Source organism: Prauserella flavalba (assembly GCF_003202235.1).
Lineage (GTDB): Bacteria > Actinomycetota > Actinomycetes > Mycobacteriales > Pseudonocardiaceae > Prauserella_A > Prauserella_A flavalba.
Window position 1 is genome coordinate 116,373 of sequence record NZ_MASU01000006.1, and the last position, 16,083, is coordinate 132,455.

A 16,083-nucleotide genomic window follows, 5' to 3' on the forward strand; every position below is an offset into this window, starting at 1 on the left:
CGGCGACTCTCCTCGATGGGCCTGGCCACGCTCGACCTGCTGCTGCCCTCCACGTGCGCGGGCTGCGGGCGGCGCGGCTCCCCGTGCTGCCCCGGGTGCGCGGCCGTGTTCGGCACGCCCCGGCCCAGCGGTCAGGGCGGCTACGCGCTGGCCGCCTACGACGGCGTGGCCAGGCGGCTCGTGCTCGCTTACAAGGAGCGCGGGCGCCGCGACCTCGCCGCACCACTGGGGCGCCTGCTCGCCTGCGCCGTGCCGTACCTGCCCGGTGCGAGGCCGGACGAACACGGCACGTGGTGGCTCGTGCCGGTGCCCTCCCGCAGGTCGGCGGCCCGGGCGCGAGGCGGGCCGCACGTGCTGGGCCTGGCCCGGCGGTGCGCGGCCGTGCTCGCCGAGGGCGGGCACCCGTCGGCCGTGGCCCCCGCACTGGAGCTGGCGCCGGGGGCGCGGGACGCCGTCGGCCTCGCCCGCGCGCAGCGCGCCGCCAACCTGGAGGGCAGGCTGCGGCTGCGGCCCGCCGGAGCCCCGCCGGCGGGCGCTCCCGTCGTGCTGCTCGACGACGTCGTGACCACGGGGGCCACGCTCGCCGCCTCCCGCCGCGCACTGGCCCTCGCCGGGTACGACGTGACCGCGGCGCTCACCCTCACGGCGGCCTGATCGAAGAGCCTGTCGGAAAGTTTCACTCGATCGGGTGGGTGGGAACCCGGCGGCGCTGCCCGCGCGTTGGAGGGGTATGAGGCGGCCCGCTGTCACCCCGACGCAGGCAGGTGTGAGCCGCGTGCGCCTGGGGGATGCCCGCAGGGGCGGCGCGCTGCTCCGAACGGGGTCCGCGCGAGCCCGGAACTCCGTGCGTCCATTGCGGATCGTGACCGCCACTCACCGTTCGACGTCCCCCGCCTCGGGGGCTGTTGTAAGTGCGACAAGCGGGCTAACGTGCTCCGCTAACAGCTATCCCGGCACGCAGGGAGGTGACGAGCCGATGCCCCTAGCGCCGGAGGAGCCCTGAAGTTCTCGGGAGCGCGCACGAGGAGTCGTGCCGGCGTGATCCCTTGTCCCCCCGGCGCTTTTCGTCCAGAAGGTAACTCGCCGCAATCAGCGAGGGAGGTCGTGTATGGACATCGTCGTCAAGGGTCGCAACGTGGAGGTGCCTGAGCACTACCGGCTCCATGTCAGCGAGAAACTGGCGCGGCTGGAGCGTTACGACAGGAAAGTGATCCGGTACGACGTGGAGCTCTTCCACGAGCCGAACCGGCGGCAGTCCAAGAACTGCCAGCGCGTGGAGATCACCGGCAAGGGCAAGGGCCCTGCCGTCCGGTCCGCGGCCTCTGCGGGCGACTTCTACGCCGCGCTCGACTCCGCCATCAGCAAGCTCGAGAACCGGCTGCGCCGCATGCACGACCGGCGACGGATCCACTACGGTCGCCGCTCCCCGGAGTCCGTCGCGGAGGCCACGTCCGCGGCCGCGATGGCCGGAGGCCCCGGCGGTCCCACCACGAGCGGGCGGCGTTCGGCCGCGACCGCCGTGATGGAGGCGCCCGCCGAGTCCGCGGCGCCCACGACGGCCATGTCCGCCGAGGAGATCGAGCTCCCCGAACAGCGCTGGGACGACGGTGTGGCCGACTACGAACCCGGCCGTATCGTGCGCGAGAAGCAACATTCCGCGGAACCCATGAGCGTCGACCAGGCCCTTTACCAAATGGAGCTGGTCGGGCACGACTTCTACCTCTTCAACTGCTCCGACACCGGCAAGCCGAGTGTCGTCTACCGCAGGAAGGGCTTCGACTACGGCGTGATCCGCCTGGGCTGACCGTCCGTCAGTTCCTCGACCATTCCAGCCGACGGCCCGTGCGCACCCCGCGCACGGGCCGTCGGCCTGCGCGGACGCCGGCGGCGTGTGGTGCCCGTTCGCGACGCCGTGTGCACGCGGGTCCCGAGATTCCCTACGATGGGGAGTACTGCGTGGTCCCAGGGCCGCGCGTGCCAAGCTGCCCGGCACCCGCTGGGGTGCTGCGACGACGACCACCGGATACAGCTAGCGAGGTCGACCCGGATGCTTCTGAACCGCCTGCTCCGTGCGGGCGAGGGCAAGATGGTGAAGCGGCTGCGCCGCATCGCGGACACCATCAACACCCTCGAAGACGACGTCAAGGACCTCTCGGACGCCGAGCTGCGGGCGAAGACCGCGGAGTTCCGCAAGCGGCACGAGAGCGGCGAATCGCTCGATGACCTGCTCCCCGAGGCCTTCGCCGTCGCGAGGGAGGGCGCCAAGCGGGTGCTCGGCCAGCGGCCTTTCGACGTCCAGCTCATGGGCGGCGCCGCCCTGCACCTCGGCCAGGTCGCCGAGATGAAGACCGGTGAGGGCAAGACGCTGACCTCGGTGTTGCCCGCCTACCTCAACGCCATCTCCGGCAAGGGCGTGCACGTCGTCACCACCAACGACTACCTGGCCAAGCGTGACGCGGAGTGGATGGGCCGCATCCACCGCTTCCTCGGCCTCGAGGTCGGCTCGATCCTGTCCGACATGCCGCCGTCGGCCCGCCGGGAGGCGTACAAGGCCGACATCACCTACGGCACCAACAACGAGTTCGGCTTCGACTACCTGCGCGACAACATGGCGTGGAGCCTCGACGACTGCGTGCAGCGCGGGCACAACTTCGCCATCGTCGACGAGGTCGACTCGATCCTCATCGACGAGGCGCGTACCCCGCTGATCATCTCGGGTCCCGCCGACCAGTCCTCGCGCTGGTACACCGAGTTCGCCAGGATGGCGCCGCTGATGAAGCGCGACGTGCACTACGAGGTGGACGAGCGCAAGCGCGCCGTCGGTGTCACCGAGCAGGGCGTCGAGTTCGTCGAGGACCAGCTCGGCATCGAGAACCTGTACGAGGCGGCCAACACCCCGCTCGTCGGCTTCCTGAACAACGCGCTCAAGGCCAAGGAGCTCTACAACAAGGACAAGGAGTACATCGTCCGCAACGGCGAGGTGCTCATCGTCGACGAGTTCACCGGCCGCATCCTGGCGGGCCGCCGCTTCAACGAGGGCATGCACCAGGCGATCGAGGCCAAGGAAGGCGTCGAGATCAAGGCGGAGAACCAGACGCTCGCCACGATCACGCTGCAGAACTTCTTCCGCCTCTACGACAAGCTCTCCGGCATGACCGGTACCGCCGAGACCGAGGCGGCGGAGTTCCACCAGACCTACAAGCTCGGCGTGGTGCCGATCCCGACCAACCGGCCGATGGTGCGTGCCGACGAGGCCGACCTCATCTACAAGACGGAGCCCGCCAAGTTCGAGGCCGTCGCCGAGGACATCGCGGAGCGCCACGAGAAGGGCCAGCCGGTGCTGGTCGGCACCACGAGCGTCGAGAAGTCCGAGTACCTCTCGAAGCTGCTGCTCAAGCTCGGGGTGCCGCACGAGGTGCTGAACGCGAAGCAGCACCACCGCGAGGCGCTGATCATCGCCAAGGCGGGCCGCAAGGGCGCCGTCACGGTGGCCACCAACATGGCCGGCCGCGGTACCGACATCGTGCTCGGCGGCAACCCCGACATCATCGCCGACGAGGTGCTGCGCGAGCGTGGGCTCGACCCGGTGGAGAACTCGGCCGAGTACGAGGCCGCGTGGTCGAAGGTGCTGGAGGAGGTCAAGGCCGACGTCGCCGAGGAGGCCGAGGCCGTGCGTGAGGCCGGTGGCCTCTACGTGCTGGGCACCGAGCGCCACGAGTCACGCCGCATCGACAACCAGCTGCGCGGTCGCTCCGGACGTCAGGGCGACCCCGGCGAGTCGCGGTTCTACCTTTCGCTGGGCGACGACCTCATGCGCCGCTTCAACGCGGCGATGGTGGAGCGCGTCATGACCACCATGCGCCTGCCCGACGACGTGCCGATCGAGCACAAGATGGTCAGCCGCGCGATCAAGAGCGCGCAGACCCAGGTCGAGCAGCAGAACATGGAGATCCGCAAGAACGTCCTCAAGTACGACGAGGTCATGAACCGGCAGCGCAAGGTGATCTACGCCGAGCGCCGTCGCGTGCTGGAGGGCGAGGACCTGCGCGAGCAGGTCGAGCACATGATCCGCGACGTGGTGAGCGCGTACGTCGACGGCGCGACCGCCGAGGGCTATGCCGAGGACTGGGACCACGAGAAGCTGTGGACCGCCCTCAAGACGCTGTACCCGGTGGACGTCAAGTGGGAGGACATCGCCGAGCACGAGGACGACCTCGACGCCGAGCGGCTGCGTGAGGTGCTGCTCGAGGACGCCGCCAAGGCGTACGAGCGGCGTGAGGCCGAAATCGACGGCAAGGTCGGCGAGGGCGCCATGCGCGAGCTGGAGCGCCGCGTCGTGCTGTCGGTCCTGGACCGCAAGTGGCGTGAGCACCTCTACGAGATGGACTACCTCAAGGAGGGCATCGGCCTGCGCGCGATGGCGCAGCGCGACCCGCTCGTGGAGTACCAGCGCGAGGGCTTCGACATGTTCAACGCGATGCTCGACTCGCTGAAGGAGGAGGCCGTCGGCTTCCTGTTCAACCTCCAGGTCGAGCAGGCCGACCAGCAGCAGGCCCAGGCGCAGGCCCAGCCCGCGGCGGCGGCCGCACCGGCAGCGGCGGCGCCCGCCGCGGCGAGCGCGGGCAACGGCCAGCAGGCGTCGGCGGGCAGGCACGCCCGGCCGGTGCCGCAGCAGCCCGACACGGGCAAGCCTGCCGCGCGTGAGGCCGTGCCGTCCGCGCTCAGGGGCAAGGGCCTCGAGGGCGACGGGCAGCGCGCGCTGACGTACTCCGGCCCCGCCGAGGGTGGCGGCGTCGAGAAGCGCGGCACGGGTGACGGCGAGAAGCGTGCCGCGGGGGCCGGCGCTGGGGGCAGCCGGCGTGAGCGCCGTGCCGCCGCTCGGGAGCAGGCGAAGAAGAACAAGAAGGGTGCTCGCCGCTAGGGCGTGTCTGACAATCCCGTTGCCGGCTGCGCGGGGCCGGCGCGGCGCTCGGTTCGTGCGGGGCACCCGCGCCCGGGGCATGCGTTGTCGGAAAGCCCGAGTACGACCGGTACGAGGGCTTCCCTCCGCCTTGCGAGCCACCACGCTGATCCCCGCTCGCACGGCAAAGGATTGTCAGACACGACCTAGGCCGGTGAGGCACCGGGGTCCGGCCCGCGTCGCGGGGTGCTATGCGGGCCGGACCCTTTCCGCGCTACCGCGGTCCGAGGCTGCCGGGCTCCAGCACGGTGAACGACGTGCAGCGCCAGTTGCCGCGGCGATGCTCGAACCTGGCCGTCACGGCCAGTACGCGTTCCCCGGTGTCGGCGGTGCCGCACACCTCCACCACGCTCTCCGCGGGCCTGCACGTGTACACCTTGTGCAACGTGTAGCGCGGCCCGGTAAGGCGGGCGCGCTCACGCATTCTCCGTTGCAGCGCAGGCGTAAGCCACTGTCCGAGTTGGACCGCGGGTCTGCGGCCGGCGTGGACCTCCAGCATCGCGGCCAGCACGCGATGCAGCTGCCGCCGTTCGAGCAACGGCCGTGGCCGCCCGCCCGCGCGCTGCGCGGGGATGTCCGAGAGCAGGTCGTCGAGCGTGAGCTGCCCCTCCGGCAACCCGGCGCTCGGCGGTGCGTCCCGGCCTTTCCCCGGCTCGTACGGATTGAGCGGTAACAGTCCCCGCAAAGGCGACTGCGTAATCATACTTACCCCCTGGATTTCGGTGAAACGGTAATGCGGGACGGCCCCTCGGCCACCCTGTGGAAATAGAGGTGGAAAAACCGCGATTCGACTCAAAAATCGCCCGAGGTGGTGAAAGAGGCGATTCCGGTACCGGAACGCGGCGCGATGCGCTACGGAGGAATGCGGGCGAAAATTCAACGATCGCCGCTCGGTAGTGTGGCTCGTGGCGCCAACGGAATTGTCACGGCAGCCGAGGAAGGCCGGTGGAGCGGATGCTGCGGGGAATCGTCCTGGACTACGCGGGCGTGCTGACCGACGTGGACGGCACGCGGCTGCTGGACGTGCTCGACACCGCCCGTGACCAGGGTGTCCGCACGGCGCTGCTGTCGAACGCCGCCGGTGGCGGAGCCGTGCGACGGCGGCTCGCGGGCTGGTTCGACGCGCTGGTCTTCTCCGGGGAGGTGGGCGTCGCCAAACCGGCCGAGGAGGTCTTCCGCCTGACGGCCGACCGCCTCGCCGTGCCCGTCTCGGCGTGCGTGATGGTGGACGACTCGGCGGTGAACGTGGCGGGCGCGGTGGCCGCGGGCATGGTCGGTGTGCACCACACCTCGGTGGCCGACACCCTGTCTGAGCTGGGCGCTCTCTTTCCCGGCATCGTGAGCGAGAACGCCTGACGGGGGCCAGTGCGTTCGGCTACGCTCGTGTACCGGATGGTCACGCGCAGCTTGGAGATGGGGATGGCCGAAGAGTTCTCGGCGGAGAAGGGCCTCGACGACGTGTTCGCGCGCGCCGGAAGCGCGCTCGCGGACGTCCAGAAGGTGTACGGCACCCAGAACTGGGTTCAGACGGCGGTCGACGTGACGGCCGGCAAGTGGACCTTCGACGCGGAGCAGATCGACGCCGTGATCGGCCAATGGGAGGACCTGCTCGAGGACCTCACGAATGACCAGACGGCGATCAGGCTCATGATCGACAGGGCGACGCCGCCTTCGAGGGACGATCCAAGCAGCAACTTCGTCGACGGAATCCGCGACGGTGTCAGGTCGCTGGAAGACTCGAACCTGTCCATGATCGCCTACGTCGAGGACTTCCTCGGCCGGCTTCGTGAGGCGAAGACGAAGATCGGGACCACCGAGGAGACCAACGCGGCTCCGATGCAGGCGGCGACGGGACAGTCGAACTGATGACCTCTGCACGACACGTGCCGCGCGTGACAGCTGCGGTGTTGCTGGCCGGCCTGCTCGCGTCGGGTTGTGCGACCGAGGAGCCCGGGACGCCCACTCCCTCGTCACCGACCTCGAACGGCGAGAGTGGCACTTCGGCCGCCGGTGCGGATGTGCCGCCGGTCGCGAACCCGTTGGACGCCTCGGCGTATCTCGACCGCCCGTGCGATCTCGTTCCGCAGAACGTCATGGACGGGCTTTCCTACACCGAGCCCGGGAACGCGCTCACCGCTGAGGAGAACAGCACCGCCGCACTGTCCGGACCCGGTTGCGGCTGGAACGTTCGCGGGCGTGGGCAATCGGTCGTCGTCGGTATCCAGACCGGGAACCAACAGGACGGCATCGGCGGACTCCAAGGGATCTACGACGCCTACCAGGACGGGCAGTTCGAGTACTACGAGCCGACCACGGTCGGCGATTACCCCGCGGCCTTCAGCGACATCTCGGACAAGCGTGACCGCGGAAGCTGCGCGATGTACGTCGGCATAGCCGATGACCTGACCTACTCCGTCTACGCCGGGCCCTACACGGATGACCCGGACGAAGCCTGTCCGGTCGCTGAGCAGGTGGCCGGCGCGGTGATCGACACGTTGAAGGGGGGCGCGTGACATGGGTGGCCTGAGTGGTGAGCAGGTCTTCGACAACTTCAAGCAGGGCGAGGGCACGTCGTCGTTGCAGTTGATCGCGACCGAGTTGCTCAAGCTGCAGAAGACCTACGGCAAGCGCGCGGAGGCGATCGAGGGCATCCAGCGGTCCATGGAGTCGGCATGGAGCGGGGACGCCGGCACCCGGGCGAGGCAGGGGGCCGGGCCGCTGATGCCCGCACTCGAGGAGTCCGCGCGGAACATGGACAGCACGGTCGGCTCGATGAAGACACAGGCCGGCGACTGGCACACCGCGGCCAACTCCGTCGAACCCGTGCCGCCGTTGCCCGAGAAGCCGAACCCCTGGACCACCGGGTTGAAGGCCGCCATTCCCGTCGCGGGACCCTTCATGGCCTCCAGTGACCTGCGGTCGTACCAGGACGGCGTCGAGGCCCACAACCGCGCGGCTCAGCACAACGTCGACGTGATGTCGGCGTACTCGAACCAGACGAGCAGCAACTCGAACTTCCCCCGCACCTATGGCGTGCTCGAGCCGGGTTCGTCGCCGATCTCGGTCGCCTCCAGCTCCACGCCCAGCGCGATCTCCGGTGACCTGCACTCCGACGTCACGCGCAGCTCCACGGTCTCCGCGCCCGCCGGGACCGGTACCCCTGTCACGAGCGGGCCGATGACCAGTGCCGTGCCGCAGGTCGGTTCGCCCGTGTCGACCGGGGCGGGCACACCCACCACCACGCCGGGGCCGATCACCTCCGGCCCGGCCGGGTCGACCGGTCCCACCGGGCCGACCACGGGGCTCGCCGCCGCCGGGCCGGTGACTCCGCCGCCGGGGTCGTCCTCCGGCGACCGGGCGCGGCCCGGGTCCACGCCTCCTGGGCGCAGCACGTTCGGTACCACCAACCCCACGAAGCCGGGCGCTCCCCGCGGGCTCAGCGAGCGGGCGGGCAGCAGGCTCTACAGCCCCGGTGGCGGTTCCAGCGGAGGAACCGTCGGTCGCGGCGGAGCCGGTGGCGTCGGCGGCGTGGGTAGTGGCGGGTCCGCCGGTGACGCGGCCTCCCGCGCACTCGGTGCCGGCAAGGGCACCGGTGCCGGGTTGCCCGGTGGTGCCGCGTCCGCCGCCGAGTCAGCCGCCGCGCGCAGCGCCGCGGGCACCAGGGGCGCCGGCATGGGTGCGATGGGCGCGGCCGGCGCCGGCGGGGCGAGGCGCGAGGAGGACGAGGAGCACCAGCGCGCCGCCTACCTGCAGGAGAACGACCCCGACGAGGTGTTCATCGGTGACCTCGGCAAGACCACGCCGCCGGTGATCGGGGAGTGAGAGCCAACAGGGTCGAGCTGCCGCTCGGCGTGCTCGCCGGCCTGGTCGAACGCGAACGGGTCGGCACGCTTCACGTCGTTCTCCAGCCGGAGCCGATGTGGTTTCCCGAGGAGGAGAAGGACGCGCTCGACTCGGCGCTCACCAGGAGCCTCACCGAGGCCGGGCTCGTCGACCGGCGCGGCCGCGTCGAGGTCGACCTGCTCGACTGGCTGCCCCTGCTCACCTCAGCGTCCCTGGAGTACTACGGCTGGTTCTCCCACGGCGAGAGCACCTGGGGCGTGCTCGCCGCGGCCCGCGGTGTCCAGGGCGTGCTGGCCGTGCGCGCCGGCGACCTCGTGGCGCTCACGCCGGTGGCCGTCGCCGACCTGGCCGACGCCTTCGTCGGGCAGCTGCCCCAGCTCTATCCGGGCGGCGGCACACAGTGGTCGGTGCGGATCATCGACCTTGAGGAGGCCGGCAGGCGCGGTGGGCCGCAGAACCGGCTGCCCGCCGACGTGCAGGAGATCGTCAAGGTCGTGCAGCGCCCGGTGACGGGCGGCGGCGAGCTGTACGTCGCCGAACGCGACGAGGCCGGCCGCTACGGCAGGCTCGACTCCCCACTGCACTATGTGGACACCGACTGGGGCCGCTATCTCAACTACACCACGGGATCCGGCGACGAGGCCGAGATCCACATCGCCCCGGGGAGCGCGACGGCGATCGCCGCGACACTGGAGAAGCTGCGCGCGACGCTGCCGGTGTGATCACCCCCGCCGCACGACCTCGAAGCACAGCACGGCGGCGGCCGCGGACACGTTCAGCGACTCCACGTCGCCCGGCATCGGGATCGACACCCACTCGGCGACGTAGCGGGCGACCTCCTCGCTCACGCCCTGGCTCTCCCCGCCGAGCACGAACGCGGCACGCGCGGGCAGGTCGAGGTCGAACAGCGACGCCGAGCCGGAGGCTCCGAGCGCGTACACGGCGTAGCCAGCCTCGGTGAGCTGCTCCACCGCGTCCAGAGCGGTCGCGCAGCGCAGCACGGGAGCCCGGAACGCGACGCCGGCCGACGCCTTCACCACCAGCGGGTCCAGTGTCGCGACGCCGCGCCGCGGCACCACGACGCCGCCGAAGCCGGCCGCCGTCGCCGTGCGCAGGATCATCCCCACGTTCGCGGGTGTGGTGATGCCGTCCAGCACGAGCACCCGCGACGGCGGCCGCTGCTCGGTCAGCGCCGTGGCCAGCGGGCGCATCCTCGGCGCGACGACGTCGGCCAGCACGCCCTGGTCCTGCTTGCCGTTGCCGGCGAGCACCTTCACCCGGTGCGCGCTCGCCCGCTGGACCGGCACCCCGGCCGCCTTCGCCGCACGCTCGATCTCGCCGACAGCGGGCCCCCTGGCCACGTCGGCGAGTATCACTTTGTCGACATCCAGCGCCGGGTCGGTCAGTGCCTCGAGCACGGGTTTGCGCCCGTAGACGGTCAGAAAGCGGTCCTTCGGGGACACCGCGGAATCGTCACCCACGGCGGGAAGTCTCCCACCTGTGCCAGGATCACCACATGTCCGACCGTCTCTCCGCGCTGGACGCATCGTTCCTGTACGTGGAGGAACCGGCCACCCCGATGCACGTCGGCAGTGTGGCCATCTTCGACCGGCCCAAGGGCGGCTTCGAGTACGGCGCCCTGCTCGCGCTGGTGAACCACCGCCTGGGCTACCTGCCGCGCTACCGGCAGCGCGCCCTGCCCGTGCCGGGGCACCTCGCCAGGCCCGTGTGGGTCGACGACGTGGACTTCGACCTCAACTACCACGTCCGCCGCTCGGCACTGCCCGCTCCCGGCAGCGACGAGCAGCTGTTCGACCTGGTCGCGCGGCTGCTGGCCCGCCCGCTGGACCGGGAACGGCCGCTCTGGGAGGCGTACTTCATCGAGGGGCTCGCCGACAACCGCGTGGCACTGGTCACCAAAACCCACCAGTCGCTGGTGGACGGCATCGGCACCGTCGACCTCGGCCAGCTCATCCTCGACGCGGGCGCCGCCGAGCGCGATCCGGGCGAGGACACGTGGACGCCGCGTCGCCCTCCGAGCCGCGCGCAACTCGTGCTCGACGCCGTGGGGGAGGCCGTGCAGCGGCCCGGCGAGCTGGTCGAGAACGCCCGCTCGGCGGCGCGGGACCTCGCGGCGACCGCCGAGAAGGCCATCGGCGCCGTGGGCGGGCTCGCGTCGGCGCTGCGCAGCGTCGTCCGGCCCGCACCGGCGGGGCCGCTGAACTGCCACGTCTCCGGGGGGCGGGTCTTCGCGGGCCTGCGCACCAGCCTCGACGACTTCCGCAAGATCCGCGCCCAGCACGGCTGCACCGTCAACGACGCCGTGTTCGCCGTGCTCACCGGTGCGCTGCGGGCGTGGCTGGGCTCGCGCGGCGAACCACTGGACGACTCGGCGACCGTGCGCGCCCTCGTGCCGCTCGCGGTGCTGGAGCCCGACGCCGCCGAGTTCTCCACGGCGGGCCTGGTCAACAACCGCGTCAAGCCGTACCTGGTCGACCTGCCCGTCGGCGAGTCCGACCCGGTGCTGCGGCTGCAGCACATCGCGCACGCGATGGCCGAGCACCTCGACGCCGAGCGTTCGGTCGCCGCGCGGGCCATGCTCAAGGTCGGCGGGTTCGCGCCCGCGACCATGCACTCGCTGGCCGCGCGGGCGGCCGGGTCGTTCTCGGGGCGGATCTTCAACGTGCTCATCGCCAACTCGCCGGGCCCGCAGGAACCCGTGTACGCGGGGTCGGCGAGGATGGCCGCGATCTATCCGGTGATGCCGCTCGCCCGCGACCAGGCGCTGGCGATCGGGGTGACCTCGTACCACGGCGGCGTCTACTTCGGATTGAACGGCGACCGCAAGGCGTTGTTCGATGTGCGCCTCGTGGCGGAGATGATCGAGGAAGCGCTGGAGGAACTGAAAGGGACGAACTGGTGAGGGTTTACCTGCCCGCGACGATCGGCATTCTGCGGCAACTGGTCGAGGACGGTGAGTTCCGGCCGCTCAGCGGCACCGGCTTCGCGCTCACCCCGGCGCTGCGGGAGTCCTACGTCAGCGGTTCGACGGAGGAACTGGAGTACGCCGCGCTGCTCGACGCCGCGCGCGCCTCGCTGCGGCTGATCGCGGCCGCGCAGGAGGACGCGCAGGACACCAAGGAGCCGCCGAGGCGGGTGGTGGTGTCCGCCGACGTCGAGGACGTGACTCTGCGGCCCGACCTCGACCACGCGGTGGTGCGCCTTTCGGGGCCGGTGCCGCTCTCGGACGTGGCGGCCGTGCACGTGGACGCCGCCGAGGCCGAGCCCGCCGTGCTGGCCGCCGCCGCGGTGATCGACGCCGCCGATCTGGGGGACCCGGACGCCGAGTTCACCCTGGGGGATGTCGAGGACCACGAGCTCGCCTGGTATGCGCCTCAGGAGCTGCCCTTCCTGCTCGAGCTCATGTAACCATGAGGTCTGACCGCCCACGAAGCGGAGCGATTCCGGGAGGCGAGACTGACCCATGGACGCCGTCACATCCGTTCCGGTACCGAAGAACGAGCCGGTGCGCACGTACGCGCCGGGCACCGAGGAGCGCTCGTCGCTGCAGCGCAGGCTCGCCGAGCTGAAGAGCGACAAGCACGAGCTGACCCAGACCATCGGCGGCAGGCGCGCGCTCGCCGGCGGGGAGCCGTTCGACGTCGTGCAGCCACACGACCACGGGCACGTGCTCGGGGTCAGCGCGCAGGCGACGCCCGCGGACGTCGCGGAGGCGGTGCGGGCGGCGAAGGCCGCGGCGCCCGGCTGGCGCGAGCTGCCCTTCGACGAGCGTGCCGCCGTGTTCCTGCGGGCGGCCGACCTGCTGGCGGGGCCGTACCGCGACACGATCAACGCGGCAACGATGCTCGGGCAGTCCAAGTCGGTGCAGCAGGCGGAGATCGACGCGGCGTGTGAGCTGATCGACTTCCTGCGCTTCAACGTCAGCTACGCGCGCCGCATCCTCGCCGAGCAGCCCAACTCGGTCCCCGGCGCGTGGAACCGCATGGAGTACCGGCCGCTGGACGGCTTCGTCGTCGCGATCACGCCGTTCAACTTCACCGCGATCGCGGGCAACCTGCCCAGCTCGCCCGCGCTCATGGGCAACACGGTGGTGTGGAAGCCGACGCCGTCGCAGCAGCTCGCCGCGCACTACACGATGCAGGTGTTCGAGGAGGCAGGCCTGCCGCCGGGTGTGATCAACCTCGTGACCGGCGACGGCCACGCTGTCAGCGACGTGGCTCTCGCCGACCCCGGTTTCGCCGGTCTGCACTTCACCGGCTCCACGGCGACCTTCAAGCTGCTGTGGCGCAGGATCGCCGAGAACCTCGACGCGTACGCCTCGTACCCGAGGATCGTCGGCGAGACCGGCGGCAAGGATTTCGTGGTGGCGCACACCTCGGCGGATCCCGACAAGCTCGTGCCCGCGCTGGTGCGGGGCGCGTTCGAGTACCAGGGCCAGAAATGCTCGGCGGCCTCGCGGGCCTACCTGCCGCGCTCGCTGTGGGAGGGCGGTGTGCGCGAACGGCTCGCCGACGTCACCAGGAGCGTGAAGTACGGCGACATCTCCGACCTCTCGCTCTTCGGCGGTGCGGTGATCAACGCGAAGGCGTTCGCGAAGCACCAAGAGCTGCTGTCGCGTGTGGACGGTGATTCGGCGCTGGAGGTGCTGGTCGGCGGCGGCTGTGACGACCAGATCGGCTATTTCGTCGAGCCGACGGTGCTGCTGACCGACGACCCGGCGCACGAGGTGCTCTCCACGGAGTACTTCGGCCCGATCCTGGCCGTGTACGTCTACCCGGACGGCGAGTACGAGCGCGTGCTGGAGCTGGTGGACACGAGCGCCCCGTACGCGCTCACGGGTGCGGTGTTCGCCGACGACCGGACCGCCATCCAGCAGGCGCACCGGGCGCTGCGGTTCACGGCGGGCAACTTCTACGTCAACGACAAGCCGACGGGCTCCATCGTCGGCCAGCAGCCATTCGGCGGGTCGCGGGCGTCGGGGACCAACGACAAGGCGGGCTCGATGTTCAACCTGCTGCGCTGGACGAGCCCCAGGTCGATCAAGGAGACCTTCGACGCGCCCACCTCGATCGCCTACCCCCACATGGAGTAACGAAAAAGTCCCCCAAGGCCACCTTTGGTGCGTTGATTCAACGCTGTGGCGCGTCAGCGTCTCCGTTTGGGTGGTGGTGGGAGACGGGCGGGCGCGGCAAAGGTGGCCTTGGGGGACGTTGGCTCAGCTCAGCTGACGGGAAGCGTCAGCCCATCGGCATCTCGCCGACCTGGTCGGCCGGCGGGGCCTCGACGGTGACCGGAGCACCCCAGTCGGAGTACTTCATGGTCATCTTGGCCTCCTGGCCACCGGCACCGGCGGCCTCCATCATCTTGCCCATGTCCATGACCACCTGCACCGGCAGGTTGTCGCTGTTCAGCCACAGCTCCATCGGCAGCTTGGCGGGCAGCTGCTCGGCCTGCTCGGGCGTGATGCCGGACGCGGCGCCCATCTCCGAGGCGATCTTCTTGAAGTCCAGCTCGATCGTGTAGTGCGTGACCTCCTGGCCGTCCAGGGTGGTCTTCTCGCTGTTGGTGATCTCGCCGGCTTCCTTGATGTACTCGAGCGTCTTGGTCGGGTCGCTCTGCTCCATCGAGCTGCTCAGCTGCTGCGACATCGGGTCGGTGCCGTCGAGCGAGATCTTCGCCCACGGCTTGCCGCCCGTCTGGGCCTCCAGGCCGGCCATCTTCATGTACATCGCCTGGTCGACCAGGCGCATCTCCACCGACTGGCCCATCATCTCCATGTTCATGGACATCTTGGTGTTGGCGCCGTCGTAGAGGCCCTCACCGTTGGCCGTCATCTGCATGCCGGCCATGTTCATGTCCATCGAGAACTTCGACGACTTGGACTCAGCCGTCTTCTCGGAGGCCGCCGCCGCCAGCTGCTGCGGGTCGCTGAAGAAGCTCGAGCCCGCGTCGCCGCTGTTGTTGCCCCCGAACGCGTTGCCAGAGTCACCGTCGCTGCCGCACGCGCTGAGCGCGATGACCAGCGCGAAGCCGCTGGCCGCCAGAGCCGTCTTACGCATGAAGATCCCCTTGTAAGTTTGTTCTTCCGAGCGGTTCGCCCGCTTTCCCTCGGACGGGCGGTCCCCTATGAGGGTTCCATGCTTACCGAATTGGTTTCACACCGGCTTAACCAACGCGGCGTGTCACGGCTGTTCGAGACCCGCTCGTGACGCCAGGAGCCTGCGCAGTGACGCGAGCCTTCCCGGCCGCGCCTGCCCGCCCTCGACCACCTCGTCCAGCGCGCAGTCCGGGTCCTCCGGCGGGCCGAGGTGCCCGCAGCCGGAGGGGCACTCCTCGGCGGCCTCGGCAAACTCGGGGAACGAGAGGACAATGTCGTCGGCCGTCACGTGGGCGAGGCCGAACGAGCGCACGCCCGGCGTGTCGATCACCCAGCCGCCGTCCGGCAGGGGCAGCGCCACCGCGCTGACCGACGTGTGCCTGCCCTTGCCGACGGCGCTCACCTCGCCGGTTGCCAGGTCGGCATCGGGCACGAGCCGGTTGACCAGCGTGGACTTGCCGACCCCGGAGTGGCCGACGAGCGCGGACACGCGCCCGTCCAGCCGCTCTCGCAGGCCCTCGGGCTCCTCGTCGTAGCGCGTGACGACGGCGGGAACGTCGAGGTCGGAGTAGGACGCGAGCAGTTCGGCCGGATCGGCGAGGTCGGACTTGGTGAGGCACAGCACCGGTTCGAGGCCGCCCGTGTAGCAGGCGACGAGGCACCGGTCGATGAACCCGGTCCTCGGCGGCGGGTCGGAGAGCGAGGTGACGATGAGCAGCTGCTCGGCGTTGGCGACCACCACGCGCTCGTAGGGGTCGGTGTCGTCGGCGGTACGCCGCAGCAGGCTCGTCCGCTCCTCGACACGCACGATCCGCGCGAGTGTGTCTGGCTTGCCGCTGACGTCGCCGACCAGGCCCACCCGGTCGCCGACCACCACCGGCGTCCGGCCCAGCTCACGGGCCCGCATCGCCGTCACCGCGCGGCCGGGGTCGGCCTCGACGGCGCAGGTCCAGCGGCCGCGGTCGACCGCCGTCACCATCGCGGGTGCGGCGTCGGCGTGTGCCGGCCGGCGCTTGCTCCGTGGACGGGTGCCCTTGCCGGGGCGCACCCTGACGTCGCTCTCGTCGAGCTTGCGCCAGTCACTGCGGGCCAAACCGTCACACCCTCCACTCGTGGGGATACCAGCAATGATGATCCCTCATGGTGCTCGCCAGGGCCCAGC

At 70.6% G+C, this 16,083-nt stretch carries 15 protein-coding genes; 11 read left to right on the forward strand and 4 right to left on the reverse strand.

What is annotated here, in order from left to right:
* Positions 1-15: 15 nt before the first annotated feature.
* The 3 genes from BA062_RS16575 to secA all read left to right on the forward strand — a co-directional run bounded on the left by BA062_RS16575 (position 16) and on the right by secA (position 4,921).
* Positions 16-654, forward strand: coding sequence for a ComF family protein (locus BA062_RS16575; protein WP_110338290.1), 639 nt, complete (start codon positions 16-18; stop codon positions 652-654).
* A 454-nt stretch (positions 655-1,108) separates the two neighbouring features.
* Positions 1,109-1,804 (forward strand): ribosome hibernation-promoting factor, HPF/YfiA family, encoded by a 696-nt coding sequence (gene hpf / locus BA062_RS16580; protein ID WP_110337622.1) that lies wholly within the window; start codon positions 1,109-1,111, stop codon positions 1,802-1,804.
* A gap of 243 nt (positions 1,805-2,047) precedes the next feature.
* The gene (secA, locus tag BA062_RS16585) at positions 2,048-4,921 is read left to right on the forward strand and encodes a preprotein translocase subunit SecA (RefSeq protein ID WP_110337624.1); all 2,874 of its coding nucleotides are present in this window, start codon (positions 2,048-2,050) and stop codon (positions 4,919-4,921) included.
* 253 nt (positions 4,922-5,174) lie between these two features.
* On the opposite strand, the gene BA062_RS16590 is transcribed toward secA, so the two are convergent.
* Positions 5,175-5,645, reverse strand: a complete 471-nt coding sequence (locus BA062_RS16590; RefSeq protein WP_245959856.1) for an Rv3235 family protein — start codon at positions 5,643-5,645, stop codon at positions 5,175-5,177.
* 269 nt (positions 5,646-5,914) lie between these two features.
* Here BA062_RS16590 and BA062_RS16595 point away from each other — a divergent pair, with 269 nt between their 5' ends.
* The 5 genes from BA062_RS16595 (at position 5,915) to BA062_RS16615 (ending at position 9,525) form a co-directional block, all read left to right on the forward strand.
* Positions 5,915-6,316 carry an HAD family hydrolase gene (locus BA062_RS16595; RefSeq protein WP_110338292.1) on the forward strand — a complete coding sequence of 134 codons (402 nt, stop codon included), beginning with the start codon at positions 5,915-5,917 and terminating at the stop codon, positions 6,314-6,316.
* A 63-nt stretch (positions 6,317-6,379) separates the two neighbouring features.
* Positions 6,380-6,826, forward strand: coding sequence for a hypothetical protein (locus BA062_RS16600; RefSeq protein WP_146240045.1), 447 nt, complete (start codon positions 6,380-6,382; stop codon positions 6,824-6,826).
* Positions 6,826-7,473: a DUF3558 domain-containing protein gene (locus BA062_RS16605; protein ID WP_110337630.1), complete on the forward strand. Its 648-nt coding sequence runs from the start codon at positions 6,826-6,828 to the stop codon at positions 7,471-7,473. The genes BA062_RS16600 and BA062_RS16605 overlap by 1 nt, the downstream gene beginning before the upstream one ends.
* 1 nt (position 7,474) lies before the next feature.
* On the forward strand, positions 7,475-8,782 hold the full coding sequence (locus tag BA062_RS16610; RefSeq protein ID WP_110337632.1) for a hypothetical protein: 1,308 nt from the start codon (positions 7,475-7,477) through the stop codon (positions 8,780-8,782).
* Positions 8,779-9,525 carry an ESX secretion-associated protein EspG gene (locus tag BA062_RS16615; protein WP_110337634.1) on the forward strand — a complete coding sequence of 249 codons (747 nt, stop codon included), beginning with the start codon at positions 8,779-8,781 and terminating at the stop codon, positions 9,523-9,525. Before BA062_RS16610 ends, BA062_RS16615 begins: the two co-directional genes overlap by 4 nt.
* Here BA062_RS16615 and BA062_RS16620 read toward each other — a convergent pair whose 3' ends face one another.
* On the reverse strand, positions 9,526-10,284 hold the full coding sequence (locus tag BA062_RS16620) for a TrmH family RNA methyltransferase (RefSeq protein WP_110337636.1): 759 nt from the start codon (positions 10,282-10,284) through the stop codon (positions 9,526-9,528).
* 35 nt (positions 10,285-10,319) lie between these two features.
* Between BA062_RS16620 and BA062_RS16625 the strand changes: the two genes are divergently transcribed.
* The 3 genes from BA062_RS16625 to pruA are packed head-to-tail and all read left to right on the forward strand — an operon-like array spanning position 10,320 to position 13,916.
* The gene (locus BA062_RS16625; RefSeq protein ID WP_110337638.1) at positions 10,320-11,726 is read left to right on the forward strand and encodes a WS/DGAT/MGAT family O-acyltransferase; all 1,407 of its coding nucleotides are present in this window, start codon (positions 10,320-10,322) and stop codon (positions 11,724-11,726) included.
* Entirely contained in the window at positions 11,723-12,232 is a 510-nt protein-coding gene (locus BA062_RS16630; RefSeq protein ID WP_110337640.1) for a DUF6912 family protein, read from the forward strand. Before BA062_RS16625 ends, BA062_RS16630 begins: the two co-directional genes overlap by 4 nt.
* Positions 12,233-12,287: 55 nt before the next feature.
* A complete protein-coding gene (gene pruA, locus BA062_RS16635) occupies positions 12,288-13,916 on the forward strand; it encodes an L-glutamate gamma-semialdehyde dehydrogenase (protein ID WP_110337642.1) in 1,629 nt (542 codons plus the stop codon).
* 145 nt (positions 13,917-14,061) lie between these two features.
* Here pruA and BA062_RS16640 read toward each other — a convergent pair whose 3' ends face one another.
* Positions 14,062-14,883 (reverse strand): SCO4651 family lipoprotein, encoded by an 822-nt coding sequence (locus tag BA062_RS16640; protein WP_110337644.1) that lies wholly within the window; start codon positions 14,881-14,883, stop codon positions 14,062-14,064.
* Positions 14,884-15,006: 123 nt separating this feature from the next.
* Positions 15,007-16,014 (reverse strand): ribosome small subunit-dependent GTPase A, encoded by a 1,008-nt coding sequence (gene rsgA, locus BA062_RS16645; RefSeq protein WP_110337646.1) that lies wholly within the window; start codon positions 16,012-16,014, stop codon positions 15,007-15,009.
* Positions 16,015-16,083 lie beyond the last annotated feature (69 nt).

Coding starts and splice junctions, on each gene's coding strand:
- BA062_RS16575 (WP_110338290.1), top strand. CDS start 16: ATGGGCCTGGCCACGCTCGACCTGCTGCTGCCCTCCACGTGCGCGGGC.
- hpf (WP_110337622.1), top strand. CDS start 1,109: ATGGACATCGTCGTCAAGGGTCGCAACGTGGAGGTGCCTGAGCACTAC.
- secA (WP_110337624.1), top strand. CDS start 2,048: ATGCTTCTGAACCGCCTGCTCCGTGCGGGCGAGGGCAAGATGGTGAAG.
- BA062_RS16595 (WP_110338292.1), top strand. CDS start 5,915: ATGCTGCGGGGAATCGTCCTGGACTACGCGGGCGTGCTGACCGACGTG.
- BA062_RS16600 (WP_146240045.1), top strand. CDS start 6,380: ATGGCCGAAGAGTTCTCGGCGGAGAAGGGCCTCGACGACGTGTTCGCG.
- BA062_RS16605 (WP_110337630.1), top strand. CDS start 6,826: ATGACCTCTGCACGACACGTGCCGCGCGTGACAGCTGCGGTGTTGCTG.
- BA062_RS16610 (WP_110337632.1), top strand. CDS start 7,475: ATGGGTGGCCTGAGTGGTGAGCAGGTCTTCGACAACTTCAAGCAGGGC.
- BA062_RS16625 (WP_110337638.1), top strand. CDS start 10,320: ATGTCCGACCGTCTCTCCGCGCTGGACGCATCGTTCCTGTACGTGGAG.
- pruA (WP_110337642.1), top strand. CDS start 12,288: ATGGACGCCGTCACATCCGTTCCGGTACCGAAGAACGAGCCGGTGCGC.
- BA062_RS16640 (WP_110337644.1), bottom strand. CDS start 14,883: ATGCGTAAGACGGCTCTGGCGGCCAGCGGCTTCGCGCTGGTCATCGCG.